19 protein-coding genes are annotated in these 18,503 nt (G+C 46.9%); 14 read left to right on the top strand and 5 right to left on the bottom strand.

Going from position 1 to position 18,503, the window contains the following annotated elements; all coding sequences use genetic code 11:
• Window positions 1-4: 4 nt before the first annotated feature.
• A complete protein-coding gene (gene hflK / locus ACIGBN_RS05850) occupies window positions 5-1,969 on the bottom strand; it encodes a protease modulator HflK (RefSeq protein ID WP_396664197.1) in 1,965 nt (654 codons plus the stop codon).
• A gap of 249 nt (window positions 1,970-2,218) precedes the next feature.
• On the opposite strand from hflK, the gene ACIGBN_RS05845 reads away from it, so the two are divergent.
• The 13 genes from ACIGBN_RS05845 (at window position 2,219) to ACIGBN_RS05785 (ending at window position 11,939) form a co-directional block, all read left to right on the top strand.
• The gene (locus ACIGBN_RS05845; protein ID WP_396664195.1) at window positions 2,219-2,899 is read left to right on the top strand and encodes a phosphatase PAP2 family protein; all 681 of its coding nucleotides are present in this window, start codon (window positions 2,219-2,221) and stop codon (window positions 2,897-2,899) included.
• A gap of 207 nt (window positions 2,900-3,106) precedes the next feature.
• Window positions 3,107-3,409: a DUF883 domain-containing protein gene (locus ACIGBN_RS05840; RefSeq protein ID WP_133002840.1), complete on the top strand. Its 303-nt coding sequence runs from the start codon at window positions 3,107-3,109 to the stop codon at window positions 3,407-3,409.
• A 47-nt stretch (window positions 3,410-3,456) separates the two neighbouring features.
• Window positions 3,457-3,834: a hypothetical protein gene (locus ACIGBN_RS05835; protein ID WP_133002841.1), complete on the top strand. Its 378-nt coding sequence runs from the start codon at window positions 3,457-3,459 to the stop codon at window positions 3,832-3,834.
• Window positions 3,835-3,849: 15 nt separating this feature from the next.
• The gene (locus ACIGBN_RS05830; RefSeq protein ID WP_396664192.1) at window positions 3,850-4,212 is read left to right on the top strand and encodes a hypothetical protein; all 363 of its coding nucleotides are present in this window, start codon (window positions 3,850-3,852) and stop codon (window positions 4,210-4,212) included.
• A gap of 82 nt (window positions 4,213-4,294) precedes the next feature.
• Window positions 4,295-4,417, top strand: coding sequence for a hypothetical protein (locus ACIGBN_RS05825; protein WP_279433434.1), 123 nt, complete (start codon window positions 4,295-4,297; stop codon window positions 4,415-4,417).
• A gap of 308 nt (window positions 4,418-4,725) precedes the next feature.
• The gene (locus tag ACIGBN_RS05820) at window positions 4,726-6,336 is read left to right on the top strand and encodes an ABC-F family ATPase (protein WP_133002843.1); all 1,611 of its coding nucleotides are present in this window, start codon (window positions 4,726-4,728) and stop codon (window positions 6,334-6,336) included.
• Window positions 6,337-6,482: 146 nt separating this feature from the next.
• Complete coding sequence (locus tag ACIGBN_RS05815) at window positions 6,483-6,872, top strand: MmcQ/YjbR family DNA-binding protein (protein WP_396664189.1); 390 nt, start codon at window positions 6,483-6,485, stop codon at window positions 6,870-6,872.
• A 30-nt stretch (window positions 6,873-6,902) separates the two neighbouring features.
• Window positions 6,903-7,310: a GFA family protein gene (locus tag ACIGBN_RS05810; RefSeq protein ID WP_133002845.1), complete on the top strand. Its 408-nt coding sequence runs from the start codon at window positions 6,903-6,905 to the stop codon at window positions 7,308-7,310.
• 341 nt (window positions 7,311-7,651) lie between these two features.
• On the top strand, window positions 7,652-8,407 hold the full coding sequence (locus ACIGBN_RS05805) for an NUDIX domain-containing protein (RefSeq protein WP_133002846.1): 756 nt from the start codon (window positions 7,652-7,654) through the stop codon (window positions 8,405-8,407).
• Window positions 8,408-8,601: 194 nt separating this feature from the next.
• Window positions 8,602-9,423: an ABC transporter ATP-binding protein gene (locus ACIGBN_RS05800; RefSeq protein WP_243711986.1), complete on the top strand. Its 822-nt coding sequence runs from the start codon at window positions 8,602-8,604 to the stop codon at window positions 9,421-9,423.
• A 4-nt stretch (window positions 9,424-9,427) separates the two neighbouring features.
• Window positions 9,428-10,414, top strand: coding sequence for an ABC transporter substrate-binding protein (locus ACIGBN_RS05795; protein ID WP_396664186.1), 987 nt, complete (start codon window positions 9,428-9,430; stop codon window positions 10,412-10,414).
• Window positions 10,411-11,517: an iron ABC transporter permease gene (locus tag ACIGBN_RS05790; protein ID WP_133002847.1), complete on the top strand. Its 1,107-nt coding sequence runs from the start codon at window positions 10,411-10,413 to the stop codon at window positions 11,515-11,517. The genes ACIGBN_RS05795 and ACIGBN_RS05790 overlap by 4 nt, the downstream gene beginning before the upstream one ends.
• A gap of 83 nt (window positions 11,518-11,600) precedes the next feature.
• On the top strand, window positions 11,601-11,939 hold the full coding sequence (locus ACIGBN_RS05785; RefSeq protein ID WP_396664184.1) for a DUF1294 domain-containing protein: 339 nt from the start codon (window positions 11,601-11,603) through the stop codon (window positions 11,937-11,939).
• Window positions 11,940-12,019: 80 nt separating this feature from the next.
• Here the strand turns inward: ACIGBN_RS05785 and pstB are convergent, their stop codons facing one another.
• The 4 genes from pstB to pstS are packed head-to-tail and all read right to left on the bottom strand — an operon-like array spanning window position 12,020 to window position 15,769.
• Window positions 12,020-12,832 (bottom strand): phosphate ABC transporter ATP-binding protein PstB, encoded by an 813-nt coding sequence (pstB, locus tag ACIGBN_RS05780; protein WP_207923370.1) that lies wholly within the window; start codon window positions 12,830-12,832, stop codon window positions 12,020-12,022.
• Between the two features lie 20 nt (window positions 12,833-12,852).
• Complete coding sequence (gene pstA, locus ACIGBN_RS05775) at window positions 12,853-13,698, bottom strand: phosphate ABC transporter permease PstA (RefSeq protein WP_133002848.1); 846 nt, start codon at window positions 13,696-13,698, stop codon at window positions 12,853-12,855.
• A 9-nt stretch (window positions 13,699-13,707) separates the two neighbouring features.
• Window positions 13,708-14,712 carry a phosphate ABC transporter permease subunit PstC gene (gene pstC, locus ACIGBN_RS05770; RefSeq protein WP_133002849.1) on the bottom strand — a complete coding sequence of 335 codons (1,005 nt, stop codon included), beginning with the start codon at window positions 14,710-14,712 and terminating at the stop codon, window positions 13,708-13,710.
• A gap of 4 nt (window positions 14,713-14,716) precedes the next feature.
• A complete protein-coding gene (gene pstS / locus ACIGBN_RS05765; RefSeq protein WP_133002850.1) occupies window positions 14,717-15,769 on the bottom strand; it encodes a phosphate ABC transporter substrate-binding protein PstS in 1,053 nt (350 codons plus the stop codon).
• Window positions 15,770-16,323: 554 nt separating this feature from the next.
• Between pstS and ACIGBN_RS05760 the strand changes: the two genes are divergently transcribed.
• A complete protein-coding gene (locus ACIGBN_RS05760) occupies window positions 16,324-18,492 on the top strand; it encodes a malate synthase G (RefSeq protein ID WP_396664181.1) in 2,169 nt (722 codons plus the stop codon).
• The last annotated feature ends 11 nt before the right edge of the window (window positions 18,493-18,503 follow it).

The raw sequence follows: 18,503 nt of genomic DNA, 5'->3' as shown, positions 1-18,503 counted from the left end.
TCTCCTAGTGAGTGGTGTTGGTGTTTGAAACTGGGGCGATAGGCGCGGTGAAGCGTCTAAAGTCCAGCGTTGGGGATTTATTCCCATGAATACGATGGTCAATGATCAAGCTATTGGCTTGGCTCATACCTTGGGTTAATTGCTGATAATACTGTTCGCGAAGGAAGGTTTGACCGGCAACCTTGGAGGCAGAATGATCCGCATCAAACAGAATCTTGTCGGCTTGCGCTTTACTCATCGTTTGATGAGCATTGGCTTGGGCTTGATCGTCTATCAAACTGGCTTGCTGGTGAGCCTTATTGAGGGCGGCAGCGGCTTTGCCTTTTTCTCGTGCGATCAAGGCTTGTACTTCAATTTGCGACGATTGCACCTTGTGATAGGCGTTTGCGGCTTTGGCTGGCGGATGGATTGCCTCGATGGCGGTGGCCAGCAGCTCTACGCCGCTATGCAGTTGGTCTAAATCGTGTTGTACCGCTTGGCCCACATCGTTTGAGAGTGTGTTGCGTTGCTCGCTTAATAAATCGTCCAAGGTTCTACCTGCAAAGTCGTGTACCAAGATGCGGTTTGCTGTGCGACGGATCAAGGTGGGGAGGTCCGCACTCTTGTAGATGGCATTGAGGGCGTCCTGGTCTGTTAATCCAATGCGATAGATAAAGCGCACATCCATATCGACGATTTGAAAGTTTTGTTTACCGTCGTTACTACTGGCAATAATTTGAGACTTCTCGCTGCGGTGGGTGGCGTCCCAAAGTCGGTTGGCGGTTTCAGGCGCTGGCCCTTCTGCCGGTGTTAATGGCGCTAGCTGGTTGTTGTTACTGCTAGCGGTAAGTTCATGAATCACGCCGTTTTCAACGGGCACTAAACGCCCAAATGGCCATGGTAATGTGGTGTGCAACCCTGATTTTAATATGCTTACGGGTTTGCCGAATTTTTCATAGATGCCTCGGCCATTCATTGGAATCTCATGCACGCCGGTTAATAGCCAAGCACAAAATACGATCAAGGCAAGCACCGGCAAGGAAGCGCGTTTGATGAATGAAAAGGCCCACACTTGTCGAAGGTCGATACCAAAACGTTGGAATAAGCCTTCTTGCATCAGTTGAATCGGTTTTGGCGGCCAGCGAAAGAGTTCCGCCATAAAACTGTTGGCAAAAAAAGTAGGCTCAAGGCTCTGTCTTTGTGGTGTAAAAGCAGAAAGTAACGCTCTGACGATCAGCTCTAGTGCGACTACCGTGGGTAATAAGCCGGATAACACCGCCATACGTAATGGCCAAACACGATCCGCTGAAGCGTAACTTAGACACACAGCAGACAGGATTAAGGTGACGATGGCCACCCTGACTAACATGGCTAGGTGACTGGCCTCTGGCCATTTGTCTTGGTGGCTGGATAAATAACGTTCGAGCACCAGCAGGGCAAACGCCAATAATAGCGTTATCCCAGCAAACAAATAAGCCGATTTTCCTAATGCCTGCGCAGGCAAAGACAGGTTCCAGCCGGTGGCGATTAATAGAAAAGCAAACAGCGTTAAGCCAATAATCCAGATCGCATTAACGCTTATTGCTGACTGGATTGGCTTAATCCATTGCTGGGCAAACGAGTGAAAAAAAGTCTGCACGACATTGCTAGTATCCTGCTCTATGTCTTTTTCAATCGCTTCTGACTGGGGGTCGGAGGAGTGAGGCGCACCCTGTTGAGCCAGTGCCTGTTCTCGCCACAAAGAAATTCGCCATGCGGACTGAAAAGCCGCCACTAACACAAGCAGGATGGCAGCAATATTGAGCTGCAAGGGGAGCCAAATAGAGAGAGGCGCAAAAATAGCAATAACGAGCCAGATAAAGAGCAGTAAGACCGTGAGTAGTGTGAAGCCAATGATGCCGTATTGCAGTTGCCGCTTATAAGTGGACGCTAATTGGAAACGAGGTATCGCCTCTAAATCAATGTCTTGCGTTTCAATATCAACTCTCATTAATGCTCCAAATGAGTTTTGGCAGTACCGCTATTAAGGTGTATTTCTTATGGCAGAGCGGCTGCAATAAGAAATAGGAGGGATAAAAATCGATCAAGATTGTACTACAGCCTGCTTTTGTTAGGTTATGTAAACAGCTTTCAATGAGGCTCGAAATCGCGCAAAAACCTGTAAATACTTATTTTATCCTTTTGGTTTCCTCGATAACGAATGAAAATGATAGCCCGTTTTTTTAACGCGAAGGTGTTTATGAATAAGGATCTCTTTTTAGGAAACAAAGCAACTCGGTCGAGCGGCGTTTTATTGATCGTACTTTTTTTCTGTTTTGTGCTCTTGGCCGCGTTGATTCATACGCCCGTGGTCGCGCAAATTGATAAAAGCTTGTTGCTTGCTTTGCGAGACAACGCAGACGTTCGTCAAGGCTGGGGGCCTTTATGGGTCGGGGAATGGATGAGAGACATGACGGCGCTGGGCAGTAATTGGTTGCTGGGCTGCTTTAGTCTGATGTTAGCAGGTTACTTACGCTTAACTGGAAAAGGCTATTTGGCGGTGTATTTCCTTAGCGTGATTTTTCTTGGTATGGCGTTTTCATTCTTGCTGAAATGGGGATTTTCTCGTCCGCGTCCAGAGCTGGTGCCCCATGCCACCAAGGTTTATACCAGCAGTTTTCCTTCTGGGCATGCGATGTCGTCGGCGCTGTTTTTTCTATCGAGTGCCTTGGTACTTGGCTGGCAGTGTGCTCAGCGCTTGGCGGCTCGTTGGTTATTGGTTATGGCGTTGGTGATCCCGCTCGGCGTGTCCTTGAGTCGAGTCTACTTGGGGGTGCATTGGCCTAGCGATGTTGTAGCCGGTCTCTGTGCTGGCTTCTTTTGGGCGCTGTTGTGTTTTTCGCTGGCTAGACCTTTTCTCGTGCGAGCCGCTTCGACTTAGCACGTTGGTCGAATAGGTGATGTTTGTCGATGTGCATATTTGCTGCGGTATTGGTCGTGAAGTTTTTACAAGCCAGTGTGTAGTAAGTTTCTCTTGTTGTTTTTTACTTGAGATGAATTTTTTATAAATCCTTAAATATCAATAACTTATAAGTTGGCACGATGTTAGCTATGTAATAACTACATTCAAAAGTAATGGAGAAGAATCATGGCTACAGCAAAAAGTACGACTCAATCCAAAGCGCATGACAAAGTAGATCAAGCCGCCGAAGCCGCTCATAACGGTGTGGATGGTGCGTCCGCAGCGGCGGCCAAAAGTGAAGAACGAATCGAAGAAGTGGCGCATCAAATCAGCGAGCAAGCGCATAAAATGGCCGACACCGCCAAACAACAATCGGAAAAAGTCACTAACGTCGTTGGCAATTACGCCAAAGAGCATCCGGTAAAAACGGTTGGTATTGCCTTTCTTGCTGGCGCAGTGGCAGCAGGTCTGTTGTGCAAACGTAAGTAAGGCGAGCGGTTGTTTTCCCTTGATCAGCGAGCAGAGGTGAGTGTCTGATGAAAACATCACAAGAGCCCGATTTTGCCGATGTGGCTTTAACCCATAAGCAATGGTTAAAAAGCGTGCTTGGGTTAGGGGCGCTTGAGGCCAAAATTTGGGTGACATCCAGTGCTCAATTATTGGCGCTCATTGGTGGCATTGTTTTCTTATTGATTACCGCTTGGCTGTTGCTGATCGCCAGCGCCGCGGCATTGGCGTGGAGTTATGGCTTTTCATTGGTTGGGATCTTGCTGGCGGCCACTGGCATGACCTTGTTGAGTGCCGCTGGATTATTGTATGTGGCGCGAATCACATTAAAAAACATGGATTTCACGCGCACTCTGGATGCACTTATTCCAACGAATCAGCCGGCATCCGAAAGCGAGAAGTCTTAACCACGAGGAGGCACTATGTTTGGTCTAGGCAGAATGCGTCGACAGCGTGAGCAGTTGTTTTTAAAAACACAGACACTAGAAACGAGGGCGGCGCAATCAAGAACCCGTTTTCGTCAATCTGTACTTGCTATGGCCACTCGCCCTGAAGGCTTGGCGGCGAGTTTTATTTTAGGCTTAACGACCCAGTGTTCCGTCGCCGATGGACAACGGAAAACCCTATTAAATATGGCCAGCGCTGATTTTATTGGGTTATGCAAATCAGGTTTCTTTGCCTTTGTAGAACCCAAACCTGATCCTGAGCAAGAAAAGGCCACTCAAGGGCGTTCTACTCAAGCCCATGCTGATCTGTCATCAGATGGAAATAGTATGGGTCTATGATGACGTTAGTAAAAGGTAATTTTATCAAAAATACGAATGTTGATAAAATTTAGCTATTGAAAACACACATAGGAAAAGCACGATGAGTTACTTGATGAATAAATTCAGCAACAGTCCTTTGGTTAAGCGCCTTGTTGTTAGCGCGGCAGAAAGCGATGAGTATGAATGGAAAGGCTGGGATGCATGGGTTGATGTACAAAAATGACAGTGGTTGTCGCCACGCATCCTAATCTGATAAACACAATAAAATAGAGCCATAGGTAACTAAGCGAGTCCTGTTTATTTATCTTGTGCTCTATTTTTGTTTTTGCTGGCGCTCTATTTTTATTTTTGAGTCCAGGGGGAATCGTCATTGTTTGGGGAACCACTGACTTTATCTGCAAATAATCCATCTAAACCTCGACTTTAGCGCTATAAATCTCTATATTCGCCGCCTTTGTGCTTATCTTTTGTACGGCTTTTGGGCTGGCACCAATAAGTGAATTCTTCTCCTTCTTTCTCAGGGTATTCTTTTTGATTTCCACGGCTAATATCACCATGCAATTTGGCGCAACGCCATTGTTTGAAAACATTTCTGCAAAATTCGGCAACGGCAACCGCTATGGTTTGATCGGCGCGAATGGTTGCGGTAAATCCACTTTTATGAAAATTTTAAGTGGTGCGCTGACCCCAACGTCAGGCAACGTTTCTATTACACCGGGTGAAAAAGTCGGTACCTTGAGTCAGGATCAATTTGCGTTTGAAGAATATTCAGTCGTTGATGCCGTGATCATGGGAGATACCGCGCTGTGGAAAGTAAAACAAGAACGTGATGCTATCTACGCAAAATTAGAAATGAGCGAAGAAGATGGCATGCGTGCCGGTGAGCTTGAAGCAGAGTTTGCTGAAATGGATGGCTACAGTGCCGAAAGCCGTGCAGGCGACATTCTTTTGGAAGCCGGTATTGAAGAATCTTACCACTTTGGTTTGATGAGTCAGGTTGCCCCAGGTTGGAAATTGCGAGTGTTATTGGCGCAAGCCTTGTTCGCTAACCCTGATATTTTGTTATTAGACGAACCAACCAACAACTTGGACATTCATACCATCAACTGGTTGGCTGGTGTCTTGAATCAGCGCAAATGCACCATGATTATTATTTCCCATGACCGTCACTTTTTGAACTCTGTGTGTACGCACATGGCAGACATCGACTTTGGTGAATTGCGTATTTACCCAGGTAACTATGAGTACTTCATGGAAGCTTCGTCTTTGATTCGTGAGCAATTACTGACAGAGAACGCCAAGAAAAGTGCCGAAATGGATGACCTTCAGGCCTTCGTTAACCGCTTTTCTGCGAATGCTTCAAAAGCAAAACAGGCAAGTTCACGGGCTAAGAAACTCGATAAAATTGAATTGTCTGAAGTAAAACAGTCTAGTCGTATGACACCGTCTATTACGCTTAAGCAAGATAAAAAATTGCATCGCCAAGCGCTAATATTGGAAGATCTAGGTCACGGTTTCGAAGACGATATGTTGTTTACTGGCGGTAATATCATCCTAGACGCGGGCTCTAAGTTGGCGATTATTGGTGAAAACGGCGCCGGAAAAACCACCTTCTTACGTTGTTTGATGCGTGAATTAGAAGCGAAAAAAGGCGAAATTAAATGGGCTGAAAATGCGGTCATCGGCTATTGCCCACAAGACAGCACGGAAGACTTTAATTGCGATTTGACCTTGTTTGATTGGATGTCTAAATGGCGTACAGCAAAACACGATGACTTGAAAGTCCGTGCCATGTTAGGCCGTTTGTTGTTCACCGCTGATGACTTTAATAAAAAAGTAAAAGTCTGTTCTGGTGGTGAGAAAAACCGTCTCTTGTTTGGTAAGTTGATGATGATGGACCTGAACGTATTGGTCATGGACGAGCCTACGAACCACATGGACATGGAAGCAATTGAAGCGTTGAACAACGCTTTGATGGATTTTGACGGCACCCTGATTTTCGTCAGCCATGACCGTGCGTTTGTGTCTTCATTAGCGAATCGCGTTATTGAAATTAAAGGCCAAGAAGTCATTGATTTCCAAGGCACGTACGACGAATACCTGGCTAGTCAGCAAGAGCTTAAACGTGTTGTAAATGGCTAAACGGCTTTTTATCGGCGCGTTTTACGCCTAGTTGTCTTGTCTAGCATGCCTTTGCACTTACTCAGTGCAAAGGCATTTTTGTTTTTAACTCCCGCTAAAAACAAGGTAGCATCACCGCTTATGGTCATTTTCAAATAGAGGCTCTGATGCTTGATGCGGCGATAAAACGCTATTTATTGTCTAAGCCTGAAGCGGTGGAAGAGTATCCCTTTGGGCCAGACGCCATGGTGGTTAAAGTGCAGCAGAAGATGTTTGCTCTGTGCATGGTGCGCCAAGGACAAAGCGCGATTAATTTAAAATGCGACCCTGAAGAAGCGCGCCAACTAAGGGATATTTTTAGTGCTGTCAGTGCGGGCTACCATATGAATAAACGTCATTGGAATACCGTGCTGTTAGATGGCTCTTTACCGATGGGAGAAATTGAACGTATGATTGATAACTCATACAGTTTGGTTGTCAAAGGCCTTCGGAAAGCGGATCGTGAAGGGCTAGAAGTTCGTCATGGTTGTCAGCTTATTTATGCACTTAACAAATAAAATAATCGATTAAGACTAGGAGGAGACGCGATGAGCACGGTATTGAAAGGTAGTTGTTTGTGTCATGGTATTCAGTACGAAGTTCGTAGTGAACTGGGGGCTATTATGCAATGCCATTGTCAAAAATGTCGTAAAGCGAATGGCACTGCGTTTGCCACCAATGCGGCGATTCCAACTGAGGCCTTTGTGTTTCTAGAAGGCGAGTCCTTGGTAGGGGAATACGAATCTACGCCAGGCGTGTTTCGGACTTTTTGTACTCGATGTGCGTCACCACTTTATAGTCGTCGCCCTAGTCAGCCTGAGTTATTACGATTGCGCATTGGCACATTAGATACTCAGATAGAAAGGCGTCCTGCGATGCATATTTTTGCGGCATCGAAAGCCGAATGGGATACGATTGCCGACGATGTTCCACAATACGATGAGCGCCCAGCATAGTCTGGTGAGCGCTGGCCTTGGCTGCGTTGAGTTAATGGTGTTGAGTGAGTTTTAGCTCAATACGCGTGGCTTATGGTTGAGTTATTTAGGCGTGCTGATGAAGTGCGCGCGCCTAAAACTGGAAAAAGCCTTCTTTTCATCTATGCTTAAGATTCCTCCGTAGATGTGTTTGAAGAGAGCTTTGGGGCTGTAGTAGGCGTGAGAATTTTACCACGCTTGCCTCTTTTTTAAGGACACGCAGCTTTTCCATTGTTTCTGATTTCCCACACATTCTTGTTAATACAGGTTATCACTGATAGCCCATGACGAGTGTTATTTTATTCCCTTTCTAAGGACCCATTATGTCGTTCATTCTGTCCCATCAAATGGATACTTTTGGTGGCATCATTATCGACGCGAAGGCTTTGCCTAATGATCAAAATGCGTTTGAGCAAGGTTTAGTTTCATTGTTGGAAAAAGCAAAAGAAGGGAGTTTTCGCCTTATTTGGGTGACGCTTGACCGAGTCCAAAGCGCTTTTGTGCCGTTTCTTGCTCAGCATGATTTTGTCTTTCATAACTGCAACGAAGAATCATTAACCATGATTTGCCGAATCGATGAGACAAGTTATGCGCCTTTCTCACCAACCCACACATTGGGCACAGGGGCGATTGTTATTAACGCCAAAGATGAGTTGCTGGTGATGCGTGATAACTGGTCTAATTATCGCGGTTATAAGTTGCCAGGTGGCTACATTGAGCAAGGTGAAAACATTGAAGAAGCTGTGGTTCGAGAGGTATTAGAAGAAACCGGTGTGAGTACCGCATTTGATGCGGTGTTAGGTTTGAGAACTCGCCACCCAGTGCAGTTTGATAAGTCTAATTTGTATATTGTTTGCCGCTTAACCGCCCTCGATGAACGCATTGTCATTACCGACACCGAAGAAGTGGCGGACGCCTGCTGGATGCCAGTCAATGACTATTTAGCGGATGTGAATATTCATGCTTTTAATAGGAAAATGGTGGCGGAGTTAAGGCATTGTTCTGGCTTACAGCCTACCCATGCGGATATATCTTTGGCACCTAATGCTCGCCATGAGGTCTTTTTCGCCAAAAAATAAGCACACGATCTGGCGATTCCAAAACGTGCTGTGAAATACGGCATGTTAAGATGAAAAGCGCGCAACCAGAATGACTTGTCCCTCTATTCTACACCCCGTATAGTCTCTGTTTTTTATGAAGTGCTCGGTCGATCAGAAACGCGTCTTGTTAGTATGGCGTGTTGATCGAGGCTGCCACCAGATTGGATTATGTTGTGTCTGATGAAATGAAACCGGCCGAAGCGTCGTATTTTTTAGCAAGCCGCCCTGCGACGGTTCAATTAGAGCAAGTCTCTTGGTCGCCTGTTGCAGGGCAATCGGTCCTCAAACCCATCGATGCCACGATCAATGCGGGAGAATTTGTGGCGGTCGTTGGTCCTAACGGCTCGGGAAAAACCAGTTTATTGCGCTGTTTGTATCGGGTGAATAAACCCACCACGGGTCGAGTCTTATTAGATGGCGAAGACATTTGGCGTTTACCCGCCAAACAAAGCGCGAAACGCATTGCCACCGTATTACAAGACTCAGGCGCAGACTTTGGTTTGAGCGTATTTGAAATGGTGGAAGTCGGGCTGACACCCAATAGCCGTTCATGGGGACGTTCGGATCAAGATATTCAGCTTATAGAAAGTGCCTTAGATTGGCTGGATGTTTTGCCCCTTGCCCAGCGTGATTTTAGTTCTTTATCTGGCGGTGAGCGCCAGCGAGTTCGCATTGCGCGGGCATTAGTGCAACAGCCCGATGTATTGGTGCTGGATGAGCCGACGAACCATTTAGACATTCGTCATCAGCTTGATGTGCTGGCATTGATTGCGACCTTGCCTTGTACTGTGATCGTATCGCTGCATGATTTGGCGCTGGCGTCTGCGTATGCAGACCGAGTGATGGTGATGAAAGAAGGGCGTTTAGAGGCGTTTGATACGCCGGATAACGTTTTTTCTTCTTGTCGCATCAGACAAGTGTTTGATGTGGAAACCGTGATAGATAAACACCCCATTACACAGCGCCCACGATTTTCTTTTTACCTGAATGATTAATTTTATGATGACTGTATTTTCCCGATTTAAGGCACGCCCTTTTATATTGACGGCAGGGGCGTTAGCCAGCGCATTTTTTGTCAATATTGCCCAAGCGGCGCATTACCCAGTACAGGTGCAAAGCTGCAATAGAAGCGTCACCTTTGAGCGAGCACCGCAAGCGGCGGTAGCCAATGATGTTAATCTCACAGAGATGATGCTAGCGCTGAAATTACGTGACCATATGGTGGGATACACAGGGGTTTCTGGCTGGAAAACACTTGATCCAACCTTAAGAAAAGGGGTTGGTAAACTGCCAGAATTGTCGCCCAAGTACCCGAGTAAAGAGGTGCTGTTAGGCGCCGATGCCGACTTTTATTTTGCCGGTTGGAACTATGGTATGCGAGTCGGTGGCGGCGTGACACCAGCCACCTTAGCGCCATTGGGTATTAACGTGTATGAGCTAACTGAAAGCTGTATTCATATCATGCACAAGCCGAAAGTCTCGATGGACGATCTGTATACAGACCTATTAAATTTAGGCAACATTTTCAATGTTGAAACACGAGCCAAAGCCTTGGTGTCGGGTTACCAAAAAGAGTTAGCCGCGTTTCAAGCGAGTTTAAAGCCACTAAAACACGCGCCTAAAGTGTTTGTTTATGACTCAGGTGAAGAGCAGCCTTTTACCGCAGGTCGTTATGGTATGCCAACGGCGCTCATTGAAGCCGCGGGAGGCGTGAACGTCGCCGACGATGTGAAGAAAAGCTGGGCGCAAGTGGGTTGGGAATCTGTGATAGACAGATCGCCAGATATCATTGTTATTGTGAATTACGGCGATGTGACGGCGCAGCAAAAGATTGATTTTCTGACCCATAATCCAGCGCTGCAATCGATTCCGGCGATTAAGAACAAACACTTTGTCGTTCTGCAATACGTTGAAGCGACACCGGGGCCACGTAATATTGACGCCATCAAACGATTGGCGACGGCATTTCGTCGTGATGCTTCATGAGTAAAGGTGTGTCATCAAAAGTAAGGGGGAATCGGGCGTCGCGAAGCGCGACTGTGCTGTCAGGGTATGTTCCCTTACCTATGTTGGTCGTGATCTTGGTCATATTATTGCTGGGCTTGATGGGACTCGCCATCGGTGTAGGGTCAGTGTCTATTCAGCAATCGACAGTATGGGGAGTGATCGCCAATAAGCTGTCATTGGCCTGGTTACATCCTACTTGGTTTCTGCCGGATTGGTCGATGGGCCGTGAGAACATCGTTTGGGCCGTTCGTTTACCACGGACTATTCTAGCCGCGACCGTTGGGGCGTCTTTGGCGCTGGTGGGCGCGTCTTTGCAATCCGTAACCCGTAATCCCCTTGCTGACCCTCACTTGCTGGGGATTTCTTCTGGTGCGGCGTTAGGCGCTATCATAGCGCTGCTGCACACTGGCATGGTATTAGGGGCTGTGACGGTTCCAGTGTTTGCTTTTCTTGGGGCTTTGCTGGCGATGTTTTTGGTGTTGCTGGTGGCCAATTTTGCTGTGGCGCACAGTGCTGGACGCTTGATTTTAGCCGGTGTGGCGGTGGCATTTGTTCTCACCTCACTTGGGAGTCTGTTCATCTTTATGGGCGATCATAGGGCCTCTCACACAGTGATTTTCTGGATGCTGGGTGGCTTAGGTTTGGCTCAATGGGGACAATTATGGTTTCCGATTAGCGCCTTGGTATTGGGCAGTGCTTATTTGATTTATAACGCGCGTTATCTGAATGCCATGATCTTAGGTGATGAAACCGCCAGCACCTTAGGTGTGCCGGTCGAGCGTTTTCGTATAGTCGTGATTGTCGTCTGTGCTCTGCTTACGGGTGCAGCGGTGGCGTTTTCTGGGGTGATTGGTTTTGTCGGGTTAATGGTGCCTCACATTGTGCGCTTGTTGATGGGCGGGGACTATCGAAAAGTCTTGCCTCTGTCTGCTTTACTGGGTGCCATTTTCTTGGTGGTGGCCGACATAGTGGCTCGTATCATTATGCCACCTCAAGACATGCCGATTGGTATTTTGACCGGCCTTGTGGGCGGTGTTGGTTTTGTTGTTCTGATGAGAAAGCGCCGTGGCGTGGCGTTGTAGTTTCGCATTGAACTTGCGCATCGAACTTTCGCATCGAGCTAACGCGACTTTTTTTAAGCATGCAGTATTAGGAGTGAAGCGCTTTGTCTTGGCCTATCGTGGGGATCTTTCTGTACTTGATCATGAGCCTATTGGCGTTTGCGTTTTATGGCTGGGATAAGCGAGCGGCGAAGAAACAACAGCGCCGCATACCGGAATCGAGGCTGCATTGGTTGGCGTTCTTAGGCGGTTGGCCTGGCGCTTTATTCGGGCAAAAATACTTTCGTCATAAGACCATAAAAACGCGCTTTCGCGTGGTGTTTTGGCTAACCATTGGTGCCAATCTTTTGCTTTTGGTCATGGGGAGTTTTTTTGCTGAAATGGGCATTGCTCAAGGCATGAGTTTGTTGCAGAGCTGGTGTGAGATTGCGCTAGGACATTGAGTGTCATCACTGAGGCTGTGTCCGACCTGCTAGACCAAGCCGAAAGAGGCGAACCTTTTGGTTCGCCTTGTGCTTTTCTATTAACCGAAACGACCGGTAATGTAATTCTTAGTGCGTTCTTCTTTAGGACGCAAAAACATTTCATCTGTTTCGGCCACTTCGACCACTTCACCCAAGTACATAAAGACAGTCTTCTGAGAGACGCGAGCCGCTTGTTGCATGTTGTGCGTCACGATAACGATAGTGTACTCGTCGCGCAGTGTGTCCAACAAATCTTCAATCTTAGACGTCGAAACAGGGTCAAGAGCAGACGTTGGTTCATCAAGCAACAGTACTTGAGGTTCCAAGGCTATGGTTCTGGCAATACAAAGACGTTGTTGCTGACCGCCAGACAGGCTTTGTCCACTTTGGTGTAGCTTGTCTTTTACTTCGTCCCACAGTGCGGCACTGCGCAAGGCCTTTTCGACTCGAGCGTCCATTTCACGGCGCGATGGTTTCTCATAAAGACGAATACCATAAGCAATGTTGTCATAGATCGACATAGGGAAAGGGGTTGGTGATTGAAACACCATGCCCACGCGAGCCCGTAATGCAGACACATTCACTTTTGGGTCGAGTATATTCTGGTTATCAATCACGACTTCCCCTTTGGCTTCTTGGCCTGGGTAAAGCGTATAAATACGGTTCAGAATACGCAGTAGGGTTGATTTACCACAACCAGATGGCCCAATGATCGCAGTGGTTTCATTACGGCCAATTTCAAGGTTGATGTTTTTCAGCGCGTGATTATTACCGTAGTAAAAGTTCAAATCACGGATCGAAATATCCACTTCATTGGTAAGCTCTGGTTGGCTAGACTCAATGTTTAAAAGTTCTGCTGGCGTCATGGTCATTTCCATTGGCTTTTCCAAAATTAATGTTGTGCATTCGCTGAGCGTAGCACCACTCGCGAAATAATAGAAAGTATAAGGATGGTCAAGGTGATTAATAATGCACCGGCCCACGCAAGGGCTTGCCAATCCGGATAAGGGTTCATTGCAAACTGGAAGATCATGACAGGTAGGTTCGCCATCGACGAAGACATGTCAGTCGACCAGAATTGGTTGTTCAATGAGGTAAAGAGTAACGGTGCCGTTTCACCCGCGATACGAGCGACGGACAATAAAATGCCGGTGGTCATGCCCACTCGAGCCGCACGGTAGCTAACGGTGATAATCACTTTCGAGCGGCTTGCGCCCAATGCATAAGCGGCTTCGCGCATGCTGTTTGGTACCAGATTTAGCATGTCTTCTGTGGTACGTACCACCACTGGGATCGCAATCAGAGCGAGCGCAGCTGAGCCTGCCCAACCCGAAAATCCGCCCATAGGGACGACGAGAATCTCGTAGATAAAAAGACCCGCAAGAATAGAAGGCTTGGCCAGTAATACATCATTTACAAAGCGCACAGTAGACGCCAGCCAGGTTCCTTTGCCGTACTCATTAAGGTAGGTGCCCGCGAGCAATCCGACTGGGGTGGCGAACAGCATGGCCACAGCGACTAATAAGAAACTACCAGCGATTGCATTGGCTAAACCACCAGACTCACCCGGAGGCGGTGTCATTTCAGTAAACAAGGTTGGTTTGAAAGCGGAAAACCCTTGGTAGAGCAGTACCGCACAAATCCAGACTAAAAAAGCCAAAACCAATAGGGTTGCAGCAACGATGAGTATGCGAGCAAAAACGTTGGCAAGTTGACGACGTTGGACGACAGCGTTCACAAACAACTCCTAAGATGAGATTCGGTTAAGCATCATGCGAGCAATGGCGAGCACGATGAAGGTAATAATGAACAGCAATAAGCCAAGAGCAATCAATGCAGAAGAATGTATTTCTGTATAGGCTTCTTGGAACTCATTGGCAATGGTAGAGGCGATGGTATTACCAGGAGCAAAAATAGCGCCTGTAATGCGGTTCGCGTTACCAATAATAAAGGTCACTGCCATGGTTTCACCAAGGGCACGTCCTAGACCTAGAAAAACGGCACCCGCCATGGCGGTTTTACAATGGGGAATAATGATCGCGCGGGTTACTTCCCACTCTGTTGCCCCAATGGCGTAACCACTTTCTTTTAAGCGTTTTGGTACTGTATCAATCACATCGCGCATCACGGAGGCAATAAAAGGAAGAATCATAATAGCCAACACAATGCCGGCGGTTGCCATGCCGATACCAATTGCCGGTCCTGCAAAAACCGTAGACAGGAAAGGCACATTTTCAAACGCATCTATGATCGGCGTTTGAATGTATTCTGCGAAAAATGGTGCGAAGAAGAAAAGTCCCCACATACCGTAAATAATACTTGGAATTGCGGCCAGTAGTTCAATGGCAATGCCTAATGGATGGCGTAACCAGCGTGGTGCCAATTGAGTAATGTAAATGGCAATAGCAAACGCAAGAGGTACCGCTAACACAATTGCAATAGCAGACGTAATAAGTGTGCCTGCGATGGCCGGTAATGCGCCAAACTGTTCTGTTACTGGGTTCCAAGTAGAGGTCCAAATAAAGGAAAGCCCAAATTTGCTGATGGCTGGCCATGCCCCTATGGTTAAGGAGACAAAGAAGCCACCCAAAATAACGAGGATGAACATAGCTGAACAGATAGAAAGCCATTTGAATGTGCTGTTAAAGCCTTCGCCATTCATGAAGCGAGGAGACCGCTGGAATGATCCAGCGGCCTCTTCATGAGCTTTCGCGTTGATGTTTTCGACGAGAGTCATGTTGGGTTTAGTCATTCGCTTAAGAGCCCATGTATACGGATTTTCCGCCAGTTGTTTTCAACTCTGTTTTCCAAGCGTCATGGATAAGAGCTTTTACATTGGCAGGGAAAGGTACGTAGTGTAGCTCTTCTGCTGCAGCATCACCGTTTGTGTATGCCCAGTCAAAGAACTTAAGTACTGATTGAGTCGCTTTTGCGTCTTCTACTTCTTTATGAAGAAGGATGAAGGTAGCAGCCGTCATCGGCCAGCTATTCGCACCAGGTTGGTTAGCAAGAATCAGGTAGAAGCCTTCAGCGTGTTTCCAGTCAGCACCAGCGGCCGCTGCTTGGAAAGATTCCATTGTAGGCGATACTATGTTGCCTTCTTTGTTCTTCATTTTTGAGTAAGTTAGGTTGTTTTGCAGCGCGTAAGCGTACTCAACGTAGCCAATTGAGTTTTTCAATTGAGAGACGTAGTTTGCCACACCTTGGTTACCCTTACCGCCAGTACCAACAGGCCATTGTACAGAAGCATCCACACCTACTTTGTTTTTCCAATCTGCAGAAATGTCCGCTAGATAGTAAGTGAAGTTGAATGTTGTACCAGAACCGTCAGCGCGGTGAACAACAGAGATTTTTTTGTTTGGTAAGTTAACACCTGGGTTCAACGCTTTGATTTCTGGGTCGTTCCACTTAGTGATTTTACCTAAGAAGATGTTGGCGATTGTTGTGCCATCAAGCACCATTTCGCCCGGCTTAATGCCCACAACGTTGATGATTGGAACGATGCCGCCCATAACAGTAGGGAACTGCATCATGCCTTTTTCTTTTAGCACGCTTGCTTTCAATGGCTTGTCAGAAGCACCGAAGTCGACTGTTTTTGCTGTGATTTGCTTGATACCGCCGCCAGAACCAATTGCTTGGTAGTTAAGCTGAGCGCCAGTTTCTTTGTTGTATGATTGTGCCCACTTAGAATAGACAGGGTATGGGAAAGTTGCACCAGCACCAGTGATGTGATCGGCAGCGAAAGCTGATGTTGCTGTCAGAGCGTTTGCTGCAGCGCAGACAACCAAGCTTGCAAAAATGCGTTTCATGAGAGTGTATCCTCTTTGTGTTCAGTGTGAATTATCATTCTTTAAACTGAGATGTAAGACAGTATTGTCCTTCACCTCTTCTCATCTTTATGTGCTAGACAATGAATGTTTTTCTGATCACCCTTGTCTGGAGAGACATATTGCACAAGGTTTATGACAGTTTGGTTACCAAAGACGATTAACGGTTTTTTTTGTCATGTTTTTTTACGCTAGGAATACCTAGAATGGGCTTGTTTCATTATTGGGTTAAACTTAAAGTGTTGATTTAATTAAATAAAAATAACGTTTTCCAGTGTTTTTAGTTCACTTGTAACCTTGCAAAAAAAATGACGACTGAATGCTTTCTAATGTGTTTCACGGTGTTTTTGTGGTGCTTAAATAGGAAAATATCGAGTTATTGAGCGCGTTATATGACTGTTTATTCATACTTTATGACAGCGCTGCATGAACAAAGAGGGGAAAGTTTTTTTACTTTTGAGGTTGTTACAAGTGTTTCAGTCTTTGCTAAAGTGATATAAATAATTCATCTGCGGTTTAATAATAAGGAAAAAGGTATGTCGACACGAATCCAGCAAGGTGGTTTGAGCATAGCGCAAGGTCTATGGCATTTGGTGAAGGAAGAAATAGCCCCAGGCACAGGCATCAGTCCGACCGCCTTTTGGGAAGGGTTTGAAGCCACGTTAAATGACCTTGCTCCTAAAAATAAAGCCTTATTGGCCAAGCGCGATACCTTACAAACTCAGATAGACGAATGGCACTTAACGCATAACTGGTCGGCTGAGAATGCCACGGCGTATAAAACCTTTTTAAAAGAGATTGGCTATCTGTTGCCAGAAGGGGCCGCCTTTAAGGTCAGCACACAAAATGTAGACGAAGAGGTGGCTGAACAAGCAGGTCCCCAACTGGTTGTACCGCTTAAAAATGCGCGCTTTGCATTAAACGCCGCTAATGCTCGTTGGGGAAGCTTATACGATGCACTTTATGGCACGGACGCCATTCCTGAGAGTGATGGCGCCGAGAGAACGAATGCTTACAATCCCATTCGTGGCGACAAGGTCATTGCTTTTGGGCGTCATTTATTAGACCAAGCAGCACCGCTGATCGATGCCTCTCATCGTGATGCAACCGCCTACCAAGTAGACAACGCCGAGCTGGTTGTGACTTTATCGTCTGGTGAACGAGTAGGCTTAGTAGAAGCAGATAAGTTCGTAGGGTTTAACGGAACCGAGTCCGCGCCAACGGCCATTTTATTAAAAAACAATGGTCTGTATATAGAGATCCAGATCGACGCAAGCTCGCCTGTCGGCAAAACCGATAAAGCCTGTGTGAAGGATTTATTGGTTGAAGCGGCGATCACCACCATTATGGATTGCGAAGACTCGATTGCGGCGGTGGACGCAGAAGACAAAATTGAGGTGTACCGTAATTGGTTGGGCTTAATGAAGGGCACCTTACAGGATCAATTTGAAAAAGGTGGCCAAACGGTCACTCGCATAATGAACCCTGATCGCAGTTATTTAACCCCCTCTGGTGAGTCATTGACCTTGCCTGGTCGTAGTTTGTTGTTTATTCGTAATGTCGGTCATTTAATGACAAATTCAGCGATTGTCGATAGAGAAGGCAATGAAGTGCCTGAAGGCATTATGGATGGCTTTATCTGCGCTTACGCTGCAATGCATGACCTGAATGGCACCACCGCTCGCAAAAACAGTCGTGCCGGCAGCGTTAATATAGTGAAGCCTAAAATGCACGGCCCGGAAGAGGTCGCTTTTGCGGTTGAATTATTTGCTCGTATAGAGGAAGTCTTACAGCTCAAACGCAACACATTAAAAATCGGCATCATGGACGAAGAGCGCCGCACCACGGTGAATTTGAAAGAATGCATTCGCGCGGCCAGTGAGCGAGTGGTGTTTATTAATACCGGTTTCCTTGATCGCACTGGCGATGAAATCCACACATCCATGTTGGCGGGGGCGTTCGTACCAAAATCCATCATGAAACAGCAGGCTTGGATTCAAGCGTACGAGGATTGGAATGTGGATATTGGCATTGAGTGCGGTTTGCCAGGCAAGGCGCAGATCGGCAAAGGCATGTGGGCCATGCCAGACGAAATGGCGGCGATGCTAGAGCAAAAAATCGCCCATCCACTGTCTGGCGCCAACACGGCTTGGGTTCCATCGCCAAATGGTGCGACGCTTCATAGTACCCACTATCACACAGTAAATGTGCGCGCTCAGCAACACACATTGGCCTCGCGGGCACGAGCCAAGCTTGATGATATTTTGCAGATTCCTTTAATGGACGACCCAAGCGCACTCACTGCAGAGCAGATCAAATTTGAGCTAGATAACAACGCTCAAGGGATATTAGGGTATGTGGTTCGCTGGATAGACCAAGGCGTGGGCTGCTCTAAAGTCCCCGACATTAATAATGTGGGCTTAATGGAAGACCGCGCCACCTTGCGTATTTCGTCGCAGCATCTGGCCAACTGGTTAGAACATGGGGTGTGTAGCCCAGAGCAAGTGATGGAGGCTTTAAAGCGCATGGCCGCGATCGTAGACCAACAAAATGCCGATGACCCTGCTTATCAACGCATGGCGCCAGGTTTTGATGGCATTGCCTTTAAGGCTGCGTGTGATCTTGTTTTTAAAGGGAAGTCTCAACCATCGGGTTACACCGAGCCCTTGTTGCACGCCTATCGCATTGCCAAAAAAGCCGAATAATTAAGGCGTCT

The sequence above is a fragment of the Marinomonas sp. NPDC078689 genome (genome assembly GCF_044542435.1).
In the GTDB taxonomy this organism is placed as follows: Bacteria; Pseudomonadota; Gammaproteobacteria; order Pseudomonadales; family Marinomonadaceae; genus Marinomonas; species Marinomonas arenicola.
This window is presented reverse-complemented; position numbering and strand designations above follow the sequence as displayed.